Genomic DNA, 20,702 nt, shown 5'->3' on the forward strand with positions numbered 1-20,702 from the left:
TGCGCATGTCTCCGGATGTCCTCCTTGTCACCGGCTTGGTGCTGGCGGTTCTGGCGGTTCCGTCGATGGTCTCGGCCCTGTCGGATGGTCGGGCACCGCGCATCGCGGCCGTCGTGGCCATCGCGGCGGGCGGGCTCATGGTCTACGCGATCAACCAGAAACCCGGTGGATACACGCTGAGCGAGGTGCCCACAGTCTTCTTCCGGGTCGTCGGCGGCCTGATCAACTGAGGCCCGGCCTTTCTGCTTGTCAAACCGGGCGTTCCCCCCTATAGCGCACGCTCCAACCGCGCGGCCGGCCGATGTGGCATGCCGAGTCGCGCCAACTGACGGAGAGTCGAAATGCCCAAGATGAAGACCAAGTCGAGCGCCAAGAAGCGCTTCAAGATGAGCGCGACCGGAAAGGTCATCACCGCTCAGGCCGGCAAGCGCCACGGCATGATCAAGCGCACCAAGAAATTCATCCGCGACGCGCGCGGCACGACGACGATGTCGGCCCCCGACGCCAAGATCGTCAAGGGCTATATGCCCTACGACCGCTGATCAGGAGGTTCTGATATGTCCCGAGTCAAAGGCGGAACCGTCACGCACGCGCGCCACAAGAAGATCATCAAGGCAGCCAAGGGTTACTATGGCCGCCGCAAGAACACCTTCAAGGTGGCAGCGCAGGCCGTCGACAAGGCCAACCAGTATGCAACCCGCGACCGCAAGAACCGCAAGCGCAACTTCCGCGCGCTGTGGATCCAGCGGATCAACGCTGCCGTCCGTTCGCATGACGAATCGCTGACCTATTCGCGCTTCATCGACGGTCTGAACAAGGCCGGCATCGAAGTGGACCGCAAGGTTCTGGCCGACCTGGCCGTGCACGAGCCCGCCGCCTTCGGCGCGATCGTCGACCAGGCAAAGGGCGCACTGGCCGCGTAAGCATTGCTTCCAGGCCCAGGAACAAGAACGCCGCCCCTCGGGGCGGCGTTTTTCGTTCTTCGGTTTGCGACGCGCAGCAGGCGCCTAGTTGGTCAGGACACCGACGCCCGCGCCGACGATGGCACCTTCGACGCAACGTCCGTCGACCAGGACTTCACCTGCCGCGCAGCCGATGGCGGCGCCGACAAGGGCGCGGTCCAGATCGGAATCGGCCCGGATGCAAGCGGACAGTCCGAATGCCGAGAGTGCCACTGAGAGGGCGACCAGTTTTCGCATGTTCATTTCTCCTTCAGAACCTAGGGTGGATGAGCCAGCCTGCACCAATATCTAGACCACAGGATATGATCCGCATCAATCGCCCCGACGATGCTTCGCACCGTAGGCGGAAAGGCGCGATGCTCGGATGCCGTGGTTCAGTCCCGGAACCGCGCCGGGTCCGCCTGCCTTAGACGTCCCGCGATCAGCGCCGCGATCCGGGCAGAGCCCTTGGCCGAGGGATGCAGCCGGTCACCATCGAACAGAGACAGGTCCGACGACGGGATCACGTCGCCCATGTCCACCAGCACCACCCCGGGATCCAGCGCCGCCAGCCGCGCCAGCCGCGCCTTGAGCGTGTCATAGGGGCCGACACAGGCGGTCCCGGCAAAGCGCGGCGAAGTGTAGTAATCGGCCCAGAGCACCTTGGCCCCCCGCGCCCGCAGATCGCCCACCATCGCCGGAATGGCACCCGTCCGCCCGTCGGACGCGATCAGCCGGTTCAGCATCGCATCACAGCCGGTGCAGCTGCAGGCCGCGCGCAGGTCGTTCGCGCCGCCGTTCAGCACGACCCATTCGGCTTGCAGCCCCTCGACCTGCTGCGTGATGTCCAGCGCACCCGTGCGCCCACCCGTCACCCGGGCAAAAGGCAGAGAAACGTCGCCCACCGGTTCGCCCAGCGTCTGCGACAGCACATGCGCCACGGACCCGCCCTGAACCCGGTTCCAGGCCATCACCGAATCCCCGGCGACCACGATCCGCGCATCCTGCGGCACGCCGCGCCCGCAGGCGGCCAGCAGCACCAGCATCAGAACCCCGATCCACGCCCGCATCGCATCCTCCCGTGTCGCACAGGACAAAAGGTGGCCCGCCCCGCGCGCGGATCAAGCGGGCCTGTTGCAAAGCCCTCGCACCGCCACTAAACCCCAGCCGGGCAGCAATCGGGGATCACGCCATGGAAGACCTGCGCACCAAGTATCTCGACCTGATCGGCAAGGCCTCGGACGAGGCCGGGCTCGAAGATCTGCGCGTCGCCTCGCTGGGCAAGAAGGGCGAGATCAGCCTGATGATGCGCGAGCTGGGCAAGATGTCGCCCGAGGAGCGCCAGACGGCGGGCCCCGCGCTGAACGCGCTGAAGGACGAGATCAACAGCGCGCTGTCGGCCAAGAAGGCCGCGCTGGCCGATGCAGCGCTGGACGAACGGCTCAAGACCGAATGGCTGGACGTGACGCTGCCGGGCCGTCCGCGCCGCCAGGGCACGATCCACCCCGTCTCCCAGGTGATGGAGGAGGTCACGGCGATCTTCGCCGACATGGGCTTTTCCGTGGCCGAGGGGCCGCAGATCGATTCCGACTGGTACAACTTCGACGCGCTGAACATCCCCGGCCATCACCCCGCACGGGCCGAGATGGACACGTTCTACATGCACCGCGCCGAGGGCGACAATCGTCCGCCGCACGTGCTGCGCACCCATACCTCGCCGGTCCAAATCAGGCACATGGAGCAGCACGGCGCGCCCTGCCGGATCATCGCGCCGGGCCGCGTCTATCGCGCGGACTACGACCAGACGCACACGCCGATGTTCCACCAGGTCGAAGGCCTGGCCATCGACCGCGAGATCAGCATGGCGAACCTGAAATGGGTACTGGAAGAGTTCTTCTCGGCCTATTTCGGCACGAACGTCAAAACCCGCTTCCGCGCCTCGCACTTCCCCTTCACCGAGCCCTCGGCCGAGGTCGACATCCAGTGCTCGTGGGAAGACGGCACGGTGAAGGTCGGCGAGGGCAATGACTGGCTGGAAGTGCTGGGCTCGGGCATGGTGCACCCCAAGGTGCTGTCGGCGGCGGGCGTGAACCCGGACGAGTGGCAGGGCTTTGCCTTCGGCATGGGGATCGACCGGATCGCCATGCTGAAATACGGCATCCCCGACCTGCGCGCCTTCTTCGACTCCGACCTGCGCTGGCTGCGGCATTACGGGTTCGCATCGCTGGACGTGCCGACGCTGCATGGTGGGTTGTCGCGCTAAGCCGCGCATCGCAGACGCGCGCGGTTGCGATCGGGACCGGCGAACGGCAGCGCTTTATGCTAGCCAGATCCGTTTATCTGCCGAACGTCGCGCCAACGGCAGCCAGATCGCAGCCGCGTGGGGGCGCGTCTGCGATGCGCGGCGGGCCTGCGGCCCTTGATTCCGCGCCTTGGCGTTCAACCCCGGCGTAAGCTGTGCAATCAGCCTCCCGGGGGGAGGTCGGGCGCTCGCGCGGCGGGGCTGACGCCCCTTGATTCCGCGCGGAAGGCTCTGGCTGGACACCGGCACGGGCAACACCCTAGGGTCAGGCGAAACCACCCGGAAAAGCCCCGCCATGACCCAGCCGCCCACCGTTCTCATCACCGCAGGCGCCTCGGGCATAGGTCATGTAATGGCCTCCGCCTTCGAGGCGGCGGGCCATGCCGTCTGGATCGTCGACCGCGACGAAACGGCCCTGAACGCCTGCCCCGAGACGTGGCGGCGCGAACAGGTCGACGTGGCCGACCTCGACCAGATGGCCGCTCTGTTCCACCGCATCCGCGCCGACTGGGGGCGGCTGGACACGCTTTGCGCCAATGCGGGCATCGCGGGGAAAACCGCGCTGCTCGAGGATCAGACCCTCGAAGACTTCCGCACCTGCGTCGGCGTCAATCTCGAAGGTGCGTTCCTCGCCTGCAAGGGCGCGCTACCGCTGATGAAGGAAGCAGGGCACGGTGCCATCGTCTTTACCAGTTCGACCGCCGGGCTTTATGGCTTTCCCTACCGCTCGCCGTATGCCGCTGCCAAATGGGCGGTGAACGGGCTGATGAAGACCGTCGCGATGGAGGCCGGGCCGCATGGCATCCGCGCCAACGTGATCGCCCCCGGGTCGGTCGAGGGGCCGCGCATGGCGGGCGTTATCGCGCGCGAGGCCGCCGCCAAGGGCACCACGCCCGAGGCCATCGCCGCAGGCTACGCGGCGGGTGTCTCGATGAAGACCTTCGTCACCGCGCAGGACGTGGCCGCGATGGCGGTGTTCCTCGCCTCCCCCGGCGCAGCCCGTGTCTCGGGGCAGATCATCGCGGTCGACGGCCACACGGTGAACCCTGACCCGTAAGGCGCGTCAGCGGCCTTTTCCCTGCCCGCGCTTTGGGCTATCTCCCGCGCGAACCGGAATTCCGACGAAGGGCCTGGCCGATGAAATTCACCCTCTCCTGGCTGAAAGAGCATCTCGACACCACCGCCACGGTCGATGAGATCGCCGAGGCGCTGACCGACCTTGGCCTCGAGGTCGAAGGGGTGGAAAACCCGGCCGCGAAACTTGCGCCCTTCACGCTGGCCCGCGTCAAGCATGCCGAACAGCACCCCGACGCCGACCGGTTGCGCGTCTGCACGGTGGAAACCGACGAGGGCGACAGGCAGATCGTCTGCGGTGCGCCCAATGCGCGGGCGGGGATCACCGTGGTCCTGGCCAAGCCGGGCGACTACGTGCCCGGCATCGACGTGACCCTGTCGGTGGGAAACATCCGGGGCGTGGAAAGCCACGGCATGATGGCCTCGGAACGCGAGCTGGAACTGTCGGACGAGCATGACGGCATCATCGAGCTGCCCTCGGGCGAGGTGGGCGAGCGGTTCATCGACTGGCTGGCGTTGCATGACCCCGCCCGTGTCGATCCGGTGATCGAGATCGCCATCACGCCCAACCGCCCCGACGCGCTGGGCGTGCATGGCATTGCGCGCGACCTCGCGGCGCGCGGCCTCGGCAGGCTGAAACCCATGCACAAGCACGAGATCGAGGGCCAGTTCACCTGCCCGATGACCGTCACCATCGATGAGGACACGCAGGGCGAGGGTGGTTGCCACGTCTTCGCCGGGCGGCTGATCCAAGGCGTTACGAACGGGCCCTCGCCCAGGTGGTTGCAGGACCGGCTGCGCGCCATCGGGCTGCGGCCGATCTCGGCGTTGGTCGATATCACCAACTTCTTCACCTATGACCGCAACCGCCCGCTGCACGTCTTCGACGCCGACAAGGTCAAGGGTGGGGGTCTGCGCATCCACCGCGCGCAGGCGGGTCAGACGCTGGTCGGCCTGGACGACAAGACCTACACGTTCAGCGACGGGCAGGTGGTGATCTCGGACGCCGAGAGCATCGAGAGCATCGGCGGCATCATGGGTGGGCTGCACACCGGCTGCACGGAGGAGACGGTGAACGTGTTCCTCGAAGCGGCCTATTGGGACAACATCCAGATCGCCCACACCGGCCGCGCGCTCAAGATCAACTCGGATGCGCGCTATCGCAACGAACGCGGGATCGACCCGGCCTATAACCGGCAGGCGCTGGACGATGCGACCCAGATGATCCTCGACCTGTGCGGGGGCGAGCCGTCGAATGCCGTGGTCGCGGGCAAGGCGCCGGATGTCAGCCGCGCCTACCGGCTGGACGCGCAGCGGGTGATCTCTCTGGTTGGCATGGCGATCCCGGAATCGACGCAGCGCCAGACGCTGACCGCGCTGGGATTCCGCATGGAAGGGGACATGGCGCATGTGCCGTCCTGGCGGCCCGACATCCAGGGCGAATCCGACCTGGTCGAGGAAGTGGCACGCATCGCCTCTCTGACCAAGCTCGAGGGCCAGCCGCTGGCGCGTGCAACGGCAGGTGTGCCCCGCCCGATCCTGTCGCCGATCCAGAAACGCGAGCAGATCGCGCGGCGCACCATCGCGGCGCTGGGCTACAACGAATGCGTCACCTACAGCTTCATCGACAAGGACGCGGCGGCGCTGTTCGGCGGCGGCGACGATGCGACGATGCTGGCCAACCCGATCAGCTCGGAGATGAGCCACATGCGCCCCTCGCTGCTGCCGGGCCTGTTGCAGGCGGCGGCGCGCAACCAGGCGCGCGGCTTCATGGACCTGGCGCTGTTCGAAGTCGGCGCGGCGTTCAGTGGCGGCGAGCCGGGCGAGCAGGGCTTGCAGGCGGCGGGGATCCTCGTCGGCCGCACCGGGCCGAAGGACGTGCATGGCGGATCGCGGCCCGTCGACCTTTACGACGCCAAGGCCGATGCCGAGGCGGTTCTGTCGTCCATCGGTGCGCCCGCAAGAATGCAGATCCTGCGCGGCGCCGAGGGCTGGTGGCATCCGGGGCGGCATGGGCGTTTCTGCCTTGGCCCAAAGAAGGTCATGGGCGTCTTCGGCGAGCTGCATCCCAAGGTGCTGCGCGCGCTGGACGTCAAGGGACCGGCCGTCGCCTTTGTCCTCTGGCCCGCCGAGGTGCCGCTGCCGCGCAATGCCGGCGCGTCGCGCGGCGCGCTGGACATCAGCGACCTTCAGGCAGTCGAGCGCGATTTCGCCTTTGTCGTCGATGCGCAGGTGCAGGCGCTGGACCTGGTGAACGCCGCGGCGGGCGCGGACAAGGCCCTGATCGAGGATGTGCGGGTGTTCGACGAGTTCGTCGGCGGGTCGCTGGGCGACGGCAAGAAGTCCCTCGCCATCACCGTGCGCCTGCAACCGCGTGACAAGACCCTGAAGGAACAGGATATCGAGGCGGTGGCCGCCAAGATCGTCGAGAAGGTCGGCAAGGCCACGGGCGGCGTGCTGCGCGGCTGACAACGAAAGGGCGGGGATCACCCCGCCCTGCGTTCAGTCCGGTCAGCTCTTCATCGGACCGAAATCGTCGGTCGTCACGACGCCATCACCGTTCCGGTCCATGCCGGCGATCCAGGTCGCAGCCTGGGTCAGGAACTCGTCCCGGCTCACCTTGCCGTCGCCGTCCATGTCGTTGACGTCCAGCTTCATGCCGTTGGCGGCATTCATCATGCCCTTGCCGCCGTGGCCCTGGGCACCGCCGTTGTCGGCCATGTCGTTGGCGCGGGCCTCGTCGAACAGGACGTATTCATCGGCATCCAGGAACCCGTCCTCGTTCGCGTCGAAGGTCAGGAACACGTCGCCCCGGCGTTCGGTCGCTTCTTCGACGGTCACCTGCCCGTCGGCGTCCAGATCCCAGTTCTCGACGAAATGCGCGCCGGGATTGCCCTGCTGGGCAAAAGCAGGCGCGGCGAGCAGGATCAGGGCGAGAGTCATGCGTATCATCGGGTGTTTCCTTTCGTATTCCGATTTACGCATGTAATACGCCACTCTGCGGCCGTTCCGTCGCGGCAGGGTGACGCAGGCGCGCGGCTCAGCGCGCGGCGGCCGCCTTGAACGCCTCGCGGCCGCGCAACCGCTTCAGGTAGTCGCCAAATGCCTCGGGTCCGTCGGGAAACTTGGCCGCCCTTGCCCAGCCGCCGCAATGCGCCAGCAGGATGTCCGGCACGGTCATCGTCTCACCCATCAGGAAGGGCCCCTCTGCCTCGGCCATGATGCGGGTCAGGTTGCGCTCATACTCGGCGCGGCAGGCGGGTTTGACGTCGGGCACGCGCTCGTCCTCGGGCAGGACGAACGTGTGCTTGGACGCGGTCCAGAGCAGCGACTCGATCTCGTCGAGGATGCGATAGGACCACGCGTCCTGCCGGGCACGTTCAACCGTGCCGGCCGGATAGGTCATCGCGCCATGACGATCGGCGAGAAAGGCGAGGATCGCCATGCTGTCGGGAATCACCACACCGTCGACCACCAGGACCGGCACCTTGCCCAGCGGCGAGACTGCGCGGATCTCGGGCGATTGCGGCCCGGCCTTCACCAGCTCGTAGGGCTGGCCCAGCTCTTCCAGCATCCAGAGCACGCGGAAGGCCCGGCTGTTGACGGTGCCATAGACGGTATACGACATGATCTCTCCTATCCCTGTCGCGTCGCGAGAACTGCAAGGCGCACGAAGGCGCGTTCGACCAGCGCCATCGCAGGGGCCTTCTGCCCGGCCGAGCGCAGCGCCAGGTCAGTATCCATCAGTTGCATCAGCGCCTCTTCCAGCCGCTCGGTGCGCCAGCGCTCGGCCTGCCGCATCAGGCGGTCGCGGCGCGGGCCGAAGACGCGCACCGCCTGACCGCCGCCACCCGGCGCCGAGGACAGAGCGTAGAGCGTGCGGAAATGGCGCATCGCCATGATGAGCAGCGTGACCGGCGCGACACCCTGCGCCTCCAGCCGCTGCATCACCGGGGCCATTTCCGTCAGACGTCCCTCGGCCACGATGTCGAAAACGTCGTCGATCTCGGCCTCGACAGAGGCAGGGGCCATCAGCGCCACCTCGTCCGGGGTCAGTGGCGCTGCGTCGCCGTGCTTGTAGAGGCCGATCTTCTCGATCGTCTGGCGCAGGTCGCCCGGCGTCAGGCTGCGCGCCAGAACCTCGAGCGCGCCCATCGCGTCGCGGCTGACATCGCGCAGCCCCGCGTGTTTCAGATCCGCCTCGATCTCGGCCCGGCCAGGCGGATCGTTGAAAAGCGCGGCGGCGCAGGCATTCCGCGTCCCCTCGAACAGCTTGCGCAGCGAGGCGGTCTTTTGCAGCGCGCCGGCGGTGACGACGATCTGTGCGTCACCCTCGCGCCAGTCCTGCAAGGCGGGGGCCAGCGCATCGGTGGCGGTGTTGTTCGCCTCGTCCACCAGCACAACGCGCGGACCGGGGAAAAAGCCCACGGCCTTGACCGCGTCCAAGACCTGCGCCGGGTCGCGGCGCAGGTCGGCACCGAGGATGCGGGTCAGGCGCATTTCCTCTTCGGCGTTCGGGCCGCAGATCGCCTTGACCAGGTCCTGCCGTTTCAGCGCGACCCGCATCGTGTCCTCGCCATAGAGCAGCACACCCGCCATCTTCGGGTCGGGGCGCTGGATAAAGCCGGTCAGGTCGCGGGCTGAAAGTTTCACGGGAAGTCCGGCGCGGACAGGATCAACTGGTCGATCACCTGGTCGGCCAGCAGCGTCATCAGCCGGTCGCGCGCATCGCGTTCAGAGGCCAGCGTGGCCACGGTGGACCCGGTGGTGGAATAGCCGGTAAAGGCGTTGGTGCGCCCCTCGGTCAGGACCGTGCCGGTCTGGTCGCGCAGCGTATAGAACACACGCCCGATCAGGCGGTAGCGCGTGATATTACCGACGCTTGTCGTGCCAAGCTCCTGGCGGTCCGTCTCGATCCGCACCGACAGGCGGTAGGGCGATGTAGCCCCCCGCCCGCCCATTCGTTCCTCGAACCGGCGGTTGAACAGGTAGGCCACGGGCGTCTCGGGCGCGTCCACCGCGATGCGCCCCATCAGGCGGTTGCCCGCGCCGCCCGGCCCGTAGACCGGCGCGAAACCGCAGGCAGGCAGCGTTGCCGCCGCCAGCAGGCCTGCGATCATTCCCCGCCTGTCAGACCACCACATTCACGATTCGCCCCGGCACCACGATCAGCTTCTTGGGCTGCCCACCTTCGAGCAGCTTGACCACAGCTTCATGCGTCAGCACCCGCTTTTCAACCTCTTCCTTGGACAGGTCACGCGGCACCTCGATCTCGCCCCGGCGCTTGCCGTTGACCTGGATCGGCAGAACGACCGTGTCCTCGACCAGCATGGCGGGGTCGGCCTTGGGCCAGGGCGCGTTGGCGATCAGCCCCTCGCCGCCCAGCATCTGCCAGCAATCCTCGGCGAGGTGCGGGGTCATCGGCGACATGAGTTGCGCCAGCACCCGCGCCGCCTGCCGTTTCGCATCCGCCCCCGCGCGGGATTTCGACAGCGCGTTGGTGAAGGCATAGAGCTTGGCGATGGCCGCATTGAAGCCGAAGCTGTCCACCCCCATCGTCACGTCGTGGATCGCCTTGTGCATCTCCCGCAGCAGCGGTTCATCCTCGTTGGTCGAGGGCGCGTCGCTTTCGGCGATCTCGGCGCAGAGGCGCCAAACCCGGCCCAGGTGCCGGTTCGCGGCCTCGGCGCCGGCGGCGGTCCATTCCACGTCCCGTTCCGGGGGCGAGTCGGACAAGACGAACCAGCGCGCGGTGTCGGCGCCGTAGGTCTCGATGATCTTCACCGGGTCGACGACGTTGTTCTTGGACTTCGACATCTTGGCCGAGGGGATGATCTCGACCTCGGTCCCGTCCTTCAGGAACCCCTTGCCGTCGCGCAGCTCCACGTCCTCGGGATAGTGATAGACGGGCCGGCCGTTCGCGTCCTTCGTCTGGTAGATCGCATGAGTCACCATGCCTTGGGTGAACAGCGCATCGAACGGCTCGCGCGATTTCGCGGGCAGATGACCGCAGATGTTCATCGCCCGCGCGAAGAAGCGGGAATAGAGCAGGTGCAGGATCGCGTGCTCGATCCCGCCGATATACTGGTCGACGTTCATCCAGTATTCGGCCTCGGCCATGTCCGTCGGCGTCGCGGCATGGGGCGCGGTGAAGCGCGCGAAATACCACGACGAGTCCACGAAAGTGTCCATCGTGTCGGTTTCGCGTTTCGCAGGCGCCCCGCATTTCGGGCAGGTGCAGTCGCGCCAGGTCGGGTGACGGTCCAGCGGGTTGCCCGGCACGTCGAACGTCACGTCGTCCGGCAGGCGGACGGGCAGGTTTTCCTTCTTCTCCGGCACCACGCCGCAGGCGGCGCAATGCACCACCGGGATCGGGCAGCCCCAGTAGCGCTGGCGGCTGAGGCCCCAGTCGCGCAGGCGGAACTTGGTCACGCCCTGCCCCACGCCGTTCTTCTCGCAAAAGCCGATGGCGGCCTCGATCGCCTCGTCGCCCGTGGCCTCCTCGGTCCAGTCGAAGGCGCGGGTCCAGCGGACCTTTTCCGACTTCGGCGGGACATAGGCGATGCCGCTGTCCTCGGGCAGCGCATGCTCGCCCGACAGGGGCACAAAGGTGGACAGCACCGGCAGGTCATACTTGCGCGCGAAATCGAGGTCGCGCTGGTCATGCGCCGGGCAGCCAAAGATCGCGCCGGTGCCGTAGTCCATAAGGATGAAGTTGGCGATGTAGACCGGCAATTCCCACGCCGTGTCAAAGGGATGGCGTACCGTGATCCCGGTGTCAAAGCCCAGCTTTTCGGCCTTTTCAAGCGCCTCTTCGGTGGTGCCGCCCTTGCGCGCGCGGGCGCAGAACTCAGCCACGTCCTCGCTCTCGCGCTCCAGCGCGCGGGCCAGCGGGTGATCCGGCGAGATGCCGACGAAACTCGCCCCCATCAGCGTGTCGGGCCGGGTGGTGTAGACCTCGATCCGGTCAAATCCGCTGGGACCGTCCACCGTCGAGAACGCGAATTGCAACCCGCGCGACTGGCCGATCCAGTTGGCCTGCATCAGCTTGACCTTGGCAGGCCAGTCATCCAGCCCATCCAGAGCCTCGAGCAGTTCTGCCGAGTAATCGGAGATCTTGAAGAACCACTGGGTCAGCTCGCGCCGTTCCACTTCGGCGCCGGACCGCCAGCCCTTGCCGTCGATCACCTGCTCGTTCGCCAGCACGGTCATGTCGACCGGGTCCCAGTTCACCACCGCGTTCTTGCGGTAGACCAGGCCCTTTTCGAGGAAGTCGAGAAACAGCGCCTGCTGCTGGCCGTAATATTCCGGGTCGCAAGTGGCGAACATGCGCGACCAGTCGAGGCCGAAGCCCAGCGGCTTCATCTGGCCCACCATGGTTTCGATGTTGGAGTAGGTCCAGTCCTTCGGATGCCCGCCGCTGGCCATCGCCGCATTTTCCGCCGGCATCCCGAAGGCGTCGAAGCCCATCGGGTGCAACACGTTGAACCCGTTCGACAGCTTGTAGCGCGCGATCACGTCGCCCATCGTGTAATTGCGCACGTGCCCGATATGGATGCGACCCGACGGATACGGGAACATCTCCAGCACGTAATACTTGGGCTTGTCGTCAGACCGGACGGCCTTGAAGGTCTGCGCCTCTTCCCAGGCGGCTTGCCATTTCGGTTCGATGGCGGCGGGGTCGTAACGGGACATCTCGGTTCCTCGGGTCAGACGTGTTGCCGGGCGTGATAGGCCGCATGCGCGGAATCGTCCAGTGCGGCGGCGCGCGGGCCCGCATTTCAACGACGATCCGCACCCTGGGCGCAAGACCATTGGCCTGACGCCTTGCCCGTGTCAAAAGGGGAAAAACGGCATTCAGGGCAGCGCAGACATGAAAATTCTTCTCATCCACCAGAATTTCCCCGGACAATACAAGCATCTGGCCCCGGCGCTGGTGAAACAGGGGCATCAGGTGGTCGCGCTGACCTGCAAGGTGAAGCAGCCCGCGCAATGGCAGGGCGTGCAGATCGTGCCGTATGAGATCAAGGGCGCCAGCACGCCGAACATCCATCCCTGGCTCGCGGATTTCGAGACCAAGATCCTGCGCGCCACCTCTTGTTACCGCGGCGCGCAGGCGCTCAAGGCGCAGGGGTTCGAGCCGGACGTGATCTGCGCCCATCATGGCTGGGGCGAGTCGATGTTCCTGAAGGACATCTGGCCCAAGGCGCGCATGGGCCTCTATTGTGAACTCTATCACCTGACCACCGACAGTTTCATCAATTTCGACCCCGAGTTCCCGACGCGGAACGCCGAGGCCGATGCCCTGCGCATCCGGATGAAGAACCTCAACAACCGCCTGCACGAAGAGGTCATGGATGCCGGAATCTCGCCCACGCGGTTCCAGGCATCGACCTTTCCCGACCACTGGCAGGATCGGATCACCGTGGCGCATGACGGGGTCGATACCGATCTCTGCCGCCCGAACCCGGATGCGAGGTTGCAGATCAGCGACGACCTGACCCTGACCCGCGACGACGAGGTCATCACCTTCATCAACCGCAATCTCGAACCCTATCGCGGCTACCACGTTTTCATGCGGGCGCTGCCCGAGATCCTGAAACGCCGCAAGGACGCACACGTGGTGCTGATCGGCGGCGACGAGGTGAGCTACGGTGCCAAGGCGCCCAAGGGCCAGACCTGGAAGCAGATCTTCATCGACGAGGTGCGCGGACGGATTCCCACGCCGCACTGGAGCCGGGTGCATTTCCTCGGCCGGGTGCCCTACGACAAGTACCTGTCGATGATCCAGGTCAGCCGGGCGCATGTCTACCTGACCTATCCCTTCGTCCTGTCCTGGTCGTTGCTGGAATCGATGGCTGCCGAATGCGCGATCCTGGCCAGCGGCACCGAACCCGTGCGCGAGGTTCTGACCGAGGACGAGACCGGCTGGATGGTCGATTTCTTCGACCGCGAGGCGCTGGTCGACCGGCTATGCGCGCTGCTCGACGACGAGGCCACGCGCAAGCGGCTGGGCGCAAATGCCCGAGACTTCGTGCGGCAGAAATACGACCTGCAATCGGTCTGCCTGCCGCAGCATCTGAACTGGGTGGAACGCCTGGGCACGCTCGAGGCTCGGCCGCCGCGTGACTGAGCGTCCTTTAGATTACTGAGTTCGTTCAAAATTGCGCGTCGAACCTGCTGCGCAACCCTTGCCCCGCACAACCTGCAGAATGCTTGACGTCACCAGAGTGCAAGACGCTACGAGCGGGACGGCAGGCGGGGCGATGGTCCGGCCCGCAGGCCGGGCCGAGCGCCGTCAGGCGGACCCGATCAAAGACGGCTGTCGCGTGCGCGCAGCTGCCGCGCGCGGGTCAGGATCGCATCCTCGACCGCGCGCACCGTGGCCGCGGGGGCCGGGCCCGAGCGCGTCATCAGCGCCACGTTGAGCGAGCGCGCGTCAAGCGCCGGATCATTGACCAGGATCGTCGCGCGATAGGACTGCCCGCCGCCGGGCGGGGTGCCGTAGCCCGTGGTAATGACCCCGCTGAAGGGATCAACGGATTCGACGGGAAGGAAATCCAGCGTCTCGAGCGCGGCGTTCCAGATGTACTTGTTGACCGCCCCCACCTGGCCCTGATCGCCGCGCGGGCGCAGCGCGTCCCAGATCGTGGTGCCGCCCTGCGCGGCCGTGCGATAGCTGGGGTTCCTCTGCTGCCGGATGTCGTCGAGGATCTCCTCGGCCGAAGGCGTGTCGACAGGTGCCCGGTCGGCCCGGTTCGGGAACAGGCCGCAGCCGGCCTGCGCCAGCAGAGCCAGGGACAATCCGATTCCCAGAACGATGCGCCTTGCGTGCATGACAGCCTCCTGCCCCGTCGTTTGACCTTGCCTCTGCATAAACGGGGCGCACTGGCGCGGCAAGGCGTTTGTCCCGACACGCGCCCGCAGAGAGATTCGCATGCCGCCGGACGGGCCGGGCCGCTGCCCGACATCCCCGCCGCGCAGCGCTTTCCCCTGTTAAACGGCGGATTTCCGCGGGATTGCCCGCCCCGCCCACTGCTTTGTGGCAAATGCGCATCACTGGAAACCGGTGTAACGAACGAAAATCCGAAGGGGTTGCGAAGGCCGGTCAGCCGGGCGCATAGAAAGCGCATCAAGTCCGGCGTGCCCGGATTGGTACGTGCCTTTGAACACATGAGGGAAACAATGAAAAAGATTCTGTTCGCGACCACCGCACTGGTTGCAACCGCAGGCATCGCCTCTGCAGAAGTGCAGATCAAAGGTTGGGCCGAAATCGGTATCTTCGACAACGGCAACGGCGACGCACAGTTCTTCACGGACGTCGACGTCGACTTCAACATGACCGGCGAAGCCGACAACGGCCTGAAGTTCGGCGCCTATGTCGACCTGGACGAAGCAGCCAACGCTGGTGCCAACAACTCCGATGACGGCGGCGTGACCTACTTCGTCGCATACGGCGGCGCACGTCTCGAAATGGGCGACACCGATGGCGCCCTGGACAAGGTCGTTCCGGAAATGAACCTGGCCGGCGCTTCGCTGAACGACGACCAGACCACCCACGGCGCATTCCTGCACAATGACGGCATCGCTGGCTTCAGCCACGACGGCGCTGGCGGCGTGATCGGTACCGGCCTTGCCGGTGAAGCAGACCCGGGCCAGATCGCTCGCTTCGACTACACCTACTCGGGCTTCACCGCGTCGGTCTCCGTCGAGCAGGTCAACAACGGCTCCGACGCCTTCATCGACGTCAACGCAAACGGCATCAAGGACGCCGGCGAAGACATCGGCGACACCATCTGGGGCATCGGCTTCGGCTACTCGGGTGACTTCAACGGCGTGTCCGTGACCGCAGGCATCGGCTACCAGACCCTGGAAGACGTTGCAGACGTGATGGCTCTGGGTGCAACCGCCGGCTTCGCAAACGGCTTCTCGGTCGGCATGCAGTTCGCCGAGCTGGACCCGGTCGGCGCCAACAACACCATCTCCGCATGGAACATCGGTGTGGGCTACGAGATGAACGCAATCGCCGTCGGCCTGAACTACGGCGAAGTCGATCCGGCCGGTGCCAACAACACCACCACCGGTTTCGGCCTGGCAGCGTCCTATGACCTCGGCGGCGGCCTCTCGGCTCAGCTGGGCTATGGCTCCACCGATCCGGCCGGCCCGAACAACACGACCGACACCTGGTCGCTCGGCCTGTACATGTCGTTCTGATAACGACTGCCACATGGCAAAGGGAAGGGTGGGCCTCGTGCCCACCCTTTTCTTTTGCGGTCCGATTGTTTACCCCGCGCGCAGGAGGATCCCCGATGCTTCCCCTTGCCCGCCCCGACCTGCCGGCGCGCGTCGCCCGCGCCAAGGCGCTGTATGACGCGCAGGATTTCGACGCCGCGCGCGACGCCTTTGCCGCCGTGCTCAAGGCCGCGCCCCGCCACGCGGAATCCCTGATCTTCCTGTCCCATATCGCGTTCGAGACCGGCGATGCCGAGGGTTGCCTGTCGGCGCTCGACCAGGCCGTCGCACTTCTGCCCGACAGCGCAAAGGCACGGATGCTGCTGGCGCAACGCTGCGGCCAACTGGGCCAGCCAGACCGCGCGCTTGCCGCCTATGATGCCGCCATCGCGCTGGCCCCGCGCGAGATCGGCGCACAGGCGGACAAGGCGCATTACCTGCAAACGCTCGGCCGCTTCGACGAGGCCGAGGCGCTGTTCCGCAAGCTGATCCGCAAGCATCCAAACGAGGGCTCGCTTTATCGCATGTTCCTCGCCACCAAGAAACTGCCCAAGGGCGACCCCTTGCTGCGCCAGATGCAAAAGGCCTGGGCCGACAAGACCCTGCCCGACGGTGCGCGCATGGAACTGGGATTTGCCCTTGCCAAGGCGGCCGAGGACGCGGGCGACCTCGACCGGGTCTTTCCCCTGCTGAACCGCGCCAACGCGATCCAGGCCAAACTGGCGCCGCATGACCGCGCGGCGCGCGAGGCGGAATGGCGGGCCTTCCTGGACGCGCAGGATGGCGCCGACCTGACCCCGCCCGACGATCCCGCGCCGCTGCGCCCGGTCTTCGTGGTAGGGATGCCGCGATCCGGCACGACGCTGGTGGAACAGATCGTCGCCAGCCACGACACTGCCCGCGCCGGGGGTGAGATGGGTCACGCGCTGCGTCTCGCCTTCCGCCATTTCGTCAAGGGTGGGCGCGTGACGCCGCTGCGCGATCTGGGTCGCGCCGACCTGGTGCATTATGCCGCCGATTACCTGGGGCTGGCCCGCCGCGACACGCAGGCGACGGCGGGCGTTATCACAGACAAGTCGATCCAGACGCACATGATCTTCGGGCTGGTGCGCCGCGCGCTGCCCGGCGCGCGGATCGTCATCGTCCACCGCGACCCTCGCGACATTGCCCTGTCGATCTACAAGACACCCTTCCGGCTGGGCACGCACCGCTATTCCAACGACCTCGCCGACATCGCGGACGAGATCAAACGCTTTCGCCGCAGCGTCGCGCATTGGCGCGACCGCATGCCGGGCGCGCTGCACGAGGTCCGGTACGAGGACCTGGTGGCCGATCCCGAACCGCGGGCCCGCGCCCTGATCGCTGCCGCGGGCCTTGACTGGCAGGACGCCTGCCTCAGCTTTCACGAACGCGGCGGCGCCGTGCGGACACTCAGCGTCGCGCAGGTGCGCCAGCCGATTCATGCCGGCCGACGCGAAGCCTGGCGCAAGTTCGAGGCGCAACTGCAACCCTTCATCGACGCCTGGGGAGACGAACCGTGGGACTGACCGAGATCCGCAACCGCATCGAAAAGGCCTGCCGCGAGGCCGGGCGCAACCCGCAGGACGTGCACCTGATCGCCGTCTCCAAGGTACAGCCGCTGGAGCGGGTCGAGGCGGTTCTGGACCAGGGCCATCGCCTGTTCGGCGAGAACCGCGTGCAGGAGGCTGCGGGCAAGTGGCCCGCCTTCATGGAGCGCTATGACAGCGTGTCGGTGCACCTGATCGGCCCCTTGCAGACCAACAAGGCCCGGCAGGCGATGGAACTGTTCGACGCGATCCACTCGGTCGACCGGCCGAAACTGGCCAGCACGATCGCGCGGCTCGCACAGGAGATGGGCCAGTGCCCCGACCTGTTCATCCAGGTGAACACCGGCGAGGAAGACCAGAAGGCCGGCGTGATGCCCGCCGAGGCGGATGCCTTTGTCGCGGAATGCCGCGCGCTCGACCTTCCCGTCCGCGGCCTGATGTGCATCCCACCGGTCGAGGAGACGCCCTCGCTGCATTTTGCCCTGCTGGCGAAGATCGCGGAACGCAACGGTTTGGCGGGCCTGTCGATGGGCATGAGCAGCGATTTCGAGCAGGCCATCGCCCTGGGTGCAACCCATGTGCGGGTCGGCTCGGCCATCTTCGGCGAGCGGACCACGCATTGACGGGGGAGGGCGGAAAACCTCGTCGACGAGATTTGCGTCGGTCCAGATTGCGCGCGGCATAAGGCCAGTCTAGCCTGTTTGCATGGCCATCCCCGTCGAGACATTCCAGTTGAAACCCGCCGCGCAAGGCACGTTGCAGGCCCGCATCCAGCAGATGGTGGCCGAGGGCATCCTGTCGGGCCGCTTTCGGCGGGGCGAGAAACTGCCCTCGTCACGCGGTCTTGCAAGCCATCTCGGCGTCAGCCGGATCACCGTGACGCTGGCCTATACCGAACTTGTCGCCAACGATTACCTCAGCGCGCGCGGTCGGTCCGGTTATTTCGTCAGCGACAGCGCGCCGGAGCCGCCCGCATTCGGCAGCCTCGCCCCGCGCGGCGACAAGATCGACTGGGACGCGGCGCTGACCGCCCGGCCGACCCGTGACGGCGCGCTGGGGCTGGTGAAACCGGCGGACTGGCAGAGATACCGCTATCCCTTCATCTACGGTCAGACCGATCCGCATCTCTTCGACCATGCGAACTGGCGGCTCTGCGCGATGCAGGCGCTAGGGCAACGCGATTTCGCGGCTCTGGCGCAGGACCAGTTCGACCGCGACGACCCGGAACTGGTTGATTTCCTTGCCCGGCACACCTTGCCCCGCCGCGGCATCCTGGCTGCGCCCGAGGAAATCCTCATCACGCTGGGCGCGCAGAACGCGCTCTGGATCGCGGCGCAGCTGCTGGCGCGCGGTAGGGTCGCGGCGGTCGAGGATCCCTGTTACCCGGCCTTGCGCGGCCTGCTGCGGCAGGCGGGCGCCGATCTGCGCCCCGTTCCGGTAGACGAGCATGGCCTGCCTCCGCAGGCGATCCCACCAGAGACGCGGGTGATCTTCACCACGCCCAGCCACCAGTGCCCGACATCGGCCACCATGCCCCGCACACGCCGCGAAGCCTTGCTGCGCCGCGCCGCCGAGATGGACGCATTGATCGTCGAGGACGATTACGAGTTCGAGATGGCCTTTCTGCGCCCGCCCTCGCCCGCGCTGAAAAGCCTCGACGAGGATGGGCGCGTGATCCATGTAGGCAGCTTTTCCAAGTCGCTCTTTCCCGGCCTGCGGCTGGGCTACCTGGTGGGCTCGGCCCGGTTCATCGCCGAGGCGCGCGCGCTGCGCGCCACGATCCTGCGCCACCCGCCCGGCCATGTGCAGCGCACTGCGGCGCATTTCCTCCGGTTGGGCCATCACGACGCGCTGGTGGCGCGGATCGGCCGCGCGCTGGGGGAACGCCGCCGCGTGATGGAGGCAGCGCTGGCCCGTCACGGGCTGGACATCGCCGGGCGCGGCGCGCATGGCGGATCGAGCTTCTGGATGCAGGCGCCGGACGGCGTGGACACCGACGATCTGGCGCAAAGGCTGGCCGCCGACAGTGTCCTGATCGAACCGGGCGCACCGTTTTTCGCGGGCGATGCCCCACCGCGACGCTTCTACAGGTTGGGTTACAGCTCGATCCCGGTCGAGCGGATCGACGAAGGCGTGGCCCGCATCGCCGCCGCGCTTGCACCCGCCCGCGCGGCCAGCTAATCCCGCCCCATGCGGATCGTGCGCGACTATCAGTATGTCCAGCCAGAGGACCGGGGCGCCAGCGTCGCCATCGGCAATTTCGATGGTGTGCACCTGGGGCACCAGGCGGTGATCCGGCAGGCCCGCGCCGCCGCGCCCGACTCGCCGCTGGGCGTGCTGACCTTCGAGCCGCACCCGCGCGAGTATTTCGCCCCCGATGCACCGCCCTTTCGATTGATGAATGCGGGCGCCCGCGCCAGCCGGCTGGAAAAGCTGGGGGTCGAGCGGTTGTATCAGCTGAACTTCAATGCGCCCCTTGCCGCGCTGACGCCGCGCGCCTTTGCCGAACGGGTGATCCGCGACGGGCTGGGTCTGCGGCACGTGGTCGTGGGCGCTGATTTCTGCTTTGGCAAGGACCGCGCCGGCAATGCCTCTCACCTGCGCGCCTTCGGGGCCGAGATGGGCTTTGGCGTGACCATCGCCGATATCCTCGAGACCGGCGGCGTGCAGGTGTCATCGACCGCGATCCGCGATGCCCTGTCCGAGGGGCGCCCACGCGACGCCGCCGCCCTGCTGGGCCACCGCCACCGGATCGAGGGCAAAGTGATTGGCGGCGAACAGCGCGGCCGCGAACTGGGCTATCCGACCGCGAACATGTCGATCGACGGTCTGCACCCGCCGCGCTTCGGCGTCTATGCCGTGCTGGTCGATGTGCAGGACGGGCCGCACAAGGGCAGTTATCACGGCGCGTCCAGCATTGGCGTGCGCCCGATGTTCAACGGCGAGAAGCCGAACATCGAAACCTTCCTCTTCGACTTCAAGGGCGACCTCTATGGCGCGACCCTGTCAGTTGCCCTGGTCGACTACCTGCGCCCTGAACTGCGCTTTGACGGGCTCGACGCGCTGATCGCCCAGATGGACGCCGATTGCGCGCAGGCCCGCCAGATCCTGGAGGCGCTGTGAGTGATCCGATCGACCGTTCCGGCCTGACGCCCCGCTTCTGGGAACGCAAGCGGCTGGACCAGATGTCGAAGGTCGAATGGGAGGCGCTGTGCGACGGCTGCGGCCGCTGCTGCCTGAACAAGCTGGAAGACGAGGACACGGGCGAGGTCGCCCTGACCCGCGTCGCCTGCCGCCTGTTCGACGACGCGACCTGCCGCTGCGCGCAATACCCGATCCGCCACCAGTTCGTGCCGGAATGCATCGTGATGACGCCCGAGAACATCGCGAAGAACGCCTACTGGATGCCCGAGACCTGCGCCTACAAGCGCCTCTGGCAGGGACGGCCCCTGCCCGACTGGCATCCCCTGCTGACCGGCGACCCGGAAACCGTCCACGCCTCGGGCGTCTCGATGCGGCACAAGACGGTGTCGGAATTCGAGGTCGCCGACGAGGACTGGGAAGACCATATCATCGACGACTGAA

General features: G+C 66.8%; 21 protein-coding genes. 13 read left to right on the plus strand and 8 right to left on the minus strand.

What is annotated here, in order from left to right:
• Nucleotides 1-5 precede the first annotated feature (5 nt).
• From KB874_RS15530 to rplT, 3 genes are all read left to right on the plus strand, one after another.
• Entirely contained in the window at nt 6-230 is a 225-nt protein-coding gene (locus KB874_RS15530; RefSeq protein ID WP_212537470.1) for a hypothetical protein, read from the plus strand.
• 111 nt (nt 231-341) lie between these two features.
• Nucleotides 342-542 (plus strand): 50S ribosomal protein L35, encoded by a 201-nt coding sequence (gene rpmI / locus KB874_RS15535; protein ID WP_212537471.1) that lies wholly within the window; start codon nt 342-344, stop codon nt 540-542.
• 15 nt (nt 543-557) lie between these two features.
• Entirely contained in the window at nt 558-923 is a 366-nt protein-coding gene (gene rplT / locus KB874_RS15540) for a 50S ribosomal protein L20 (protein WP_212537472.1), read from the plus strand.
• A gap of 84 nt (nt 924-1,007) precedes the next feature.
• Here the strand turns inward: rplT and KB874_RS15545 are convergent, their stop codons facing one another.
• Both KB874_RS15545 and KB874_RS15550 read right to left on the minus strand, forming a co-directional pair.
• Nucleotides 1,008-1,199: a YMGG-like glycine zipper-containing protein gene (locus tag KB874_RS15545; RefSeq protein ID WP_212537473.1), complete on the minus strand. Its 192-nt coding sequence runs from the start codon at nt 1,197-1,199 to the stop codon at nt 1,008-1,010.
• Between the two features lie 137 nt (nt 1,200-1,336).
• A complete protein-coding gene (locus KB874_RS15550) occupies nt 1,337-2,011 on the minus strand; it encodes an SGNH/GDSL hydrolase family protein (RefSeq protein WP_212537474.1) in 675 nt (224 codons plus the stop codon).
• A gap of 122 nt (nt 2,012-2,133) precedes the next feature.
• Here KB874_RS15550 and pheS point away from each other — a divergent pair, with 122 nt between their 5' ends.
• From pheS to pheT, 3 genes are all read left to right on the plus strand, one after another.
• Nucleotides 2,134-3,204: a phenylalanine--tRNA ligase subunit alpha gene (gene pheS, locus KB874_RS15555; RefSeq protein ID WP_212537475.1), complete on the plus strand. Its 1,071-nt coding sequence runs from the start codon at nt 2,134-2,136 to the stop codon at nt 3,202-3,204.
• Between the two features lie 334 nt (nt 3,205-3,538).
• Nucleotides 3,539-4,300: an SDR family oxidoreductase gene (locus KB874_RS15560; protein WP_212537476.1), complete on the plus strand. Its 762-nt coding sequence runs from the start codon at nt 3,539-3,541 to the stop codon at nt 4,298-4,300.
• An 80-nt stretch (nt 4,301-4,380) separates the two neighbouring features.
• The gene (gene pheT, locus KB874_RS15565) at nt 4,381-6,786 is read left to right on the plus strand and encodes a phenylalanine--tRNA ligase subunit beta (protein ID WP_212537477.1); all 2,406 of its coding nucleotides are present in this window, start codon (nt 4,381-4,383) and stop codon (nt 6,784-6,786) included.
• 42 nt (nt 6,787-6,828) lie between these two features.
• On the opposite strand, the gene KB874_RS15570 is transcribed toward pheT, so the two are convergent.
• The 5 genes from KB874_RS15570 to leuS form a co-directional block, all read right to left on the minus strand.
• Nucleotides 6,829-7,269, minus strand: coding sequence for an EF-hand domain-containing protein (locus KB874_RS15570; RefSeq protein WP_212537478.1), 441 nt, complete (start codon nt 7,267-7,269; stop codon nt 6,829-6,831).
• 88 nt (nt 7,270-7,357) lie between these two features.
• The gene (locus KB874_RS15575) at nt 7,358-7,945 is read right to left on the minus strand and encodes a glutathione S-transferase family protein (protein WP_212537479.1); all 588 of its coding nucleotides are present in this window, start codon (nt 7,943-7,945) and stop codon (nt 7,358-7,360) included.
• 8 nt (nt 7,946-7,953) lie between these two features.
• The gene (holA, locus tag KB874_RS15580) at nt 7,954-8,970 is read right to left on the minus strand and encodes a DNA polymerase III subunit delta (RefSeq protein ID WP_212537480.1); all 1,017 of its coding nucleotides are present in this window, start codon (nt 8,968-8,970) and stop codon (nt 7,954-7,956) included.
• Nucleotides 8,967-9,437: an LPS assembly lipoprotein LptE gene (gene lptE / locus KB874_RS15585; RefSeq protein ID WP_249200540.1), complete on the minus strand. Its 471-nt coding sequence runs from the start codon at nt 9,435-9,437 to the stop codon at nt 8,967-8,969. Before lptE ends, holA begins: the two co-directional genes overlap by 4 nt.
• Nucleotides 9,438-9,447: 10 nt before the next feature.
• Nucleotides 9,448-12,012: a leucine--tRNA ligase gene (gene leuS / locus KB874_RS15590; protein ID WP_212537482.1), complete on the minus strand. Its 2,565-nt coding sequence runs from the start codon at nt 12,010-12,012 to the stop codon at nt 9,448-9,450.
• A 178-nt stretch (nt 12,013-12,190) separates the two neighbouring features.
• Between leuS and KB874_RS15595 the strand changes: the two genes are divergently transcribed.
• The gene (locus tag KB874_RS15595) at nt 12,191-13,450 is read left to right on the plus strand and encodes a glycosyltransferase (protein WP_212537483.1); all 1,260 of its coding nucleotides are present in this window, start codon (nt 12,191-12,193) and stop codon (nt 13,448-13,450) included.
• Between the two features lie 179 nt (nt 13,451-13,629).
• On the opposite strand, the gene KB874_RS15600 is transcribed toward KB874_RS15595, so the two are convergent.
• Nucleotides 13,630-14,154, minus strand: a complete 525-nt coding sequence (locus KB874_RS15600; protein WP_212537484.1) for a DUF3576 domain-containing protein — start codon at nt 14,152-14,154, stop codon at nt 13,630-13,632.
• Nucleotides 14,155-14,502: 348 nt separating this feature from the next.
• Between KB874_RS15600 and KB874_RS15605 the strand changes: the two genes are divergently transcribed.
• The 6 genes from KB874_RS15605 (at nt 14,503) to KB874_RS15630 (ending at nt 20,701) form a co-directional block, all read left to right on the plus strand.
• Nucleotides 14,503-15,531 (plus strand): porin, encoded by a 1,029-nt coding sequence (locus tag KB874_RS15605; protein WP_212537485.1) that lies wholly within the window; start codon nt 14,503-14,505, stop codon nt 15,529-15,531.
• 95 nt (nt 15,532-15,626) lie between these two features.
• Nucleotides 15,627-17,096 (plus strand): sulfotransferase family protein, encoded by a 1,470-nt coding sequence (locus KB874_RS15610; protein WP_212537486.1) that lies wholly within the window; start codon nt 15,627-15,629, stop codon nt 17,094-17,096.
• Entirely contained in the window at nt 17,087-17,740 is a 654-nt protein-coding gene (locus tag KB874_RS15615) for a YggS family pyridoxal phosphate-dependent enzyme (protein ID WP_212537487.1), read from the plus strand. The genes KB874_RS15610 and KB874_RS15615 overlap by 10 nt, the downstream gene beginning before the upstream one ends.
• 82 nt (nt 17,741-17,822) lie before the next feature.
• Nucleotides 17,823-19,298: a MocR-like pyridoxine biosynthesis transcription factor PdxR gene (gene pdxR, locus KB874_RS15620; protein ID WP_212537488.1), complete on the plus strand. Its 1,476-nt coding sequence runs from the start codon at nt 17,823-17,825 to the stop codon at nt 19,296-19,298.
• A gap of 9 nt (nt 19,299-19,307) precedes the next feature.
• Entirely contained in the window at nt 19,308-20,240 is a 933-nt protein-coding gene (locus KB874_RS15625) for a bifunctional riboflavin kinase/FAD synthetase (RefSeq protein WP_212537489.1), read from the plus strand.
• On the plus strand, nt 20,237-20,701 hold the full coding sequence (locus tag KB874_RS15630) for a YcgN family cysteine cluster protein (protein WP_212537490.1): 465 nt from the start codon (nt 20,237-20,239) through the stop codon (nt 20,699-20,701). The genes KB874_RS15625 and KB874_RS15630 overlap by 4 nt, the downstream gene beginning before the upstream one ends.
• Nucleotide 20,702 lies beyond the last annotated feature (1 nt).

Origin of the sequence: Thetidibacter halocola (assembly GCF_018224955.1) — a bacterium.
Taxonomy (GTDB): domain Bacteria; phylum Pseudomonadota; class Alphaproteobacteria; order Rhodobacterales; family Rhodobacteraceae; genus Thetidibacter; species Thetidibacter halocola.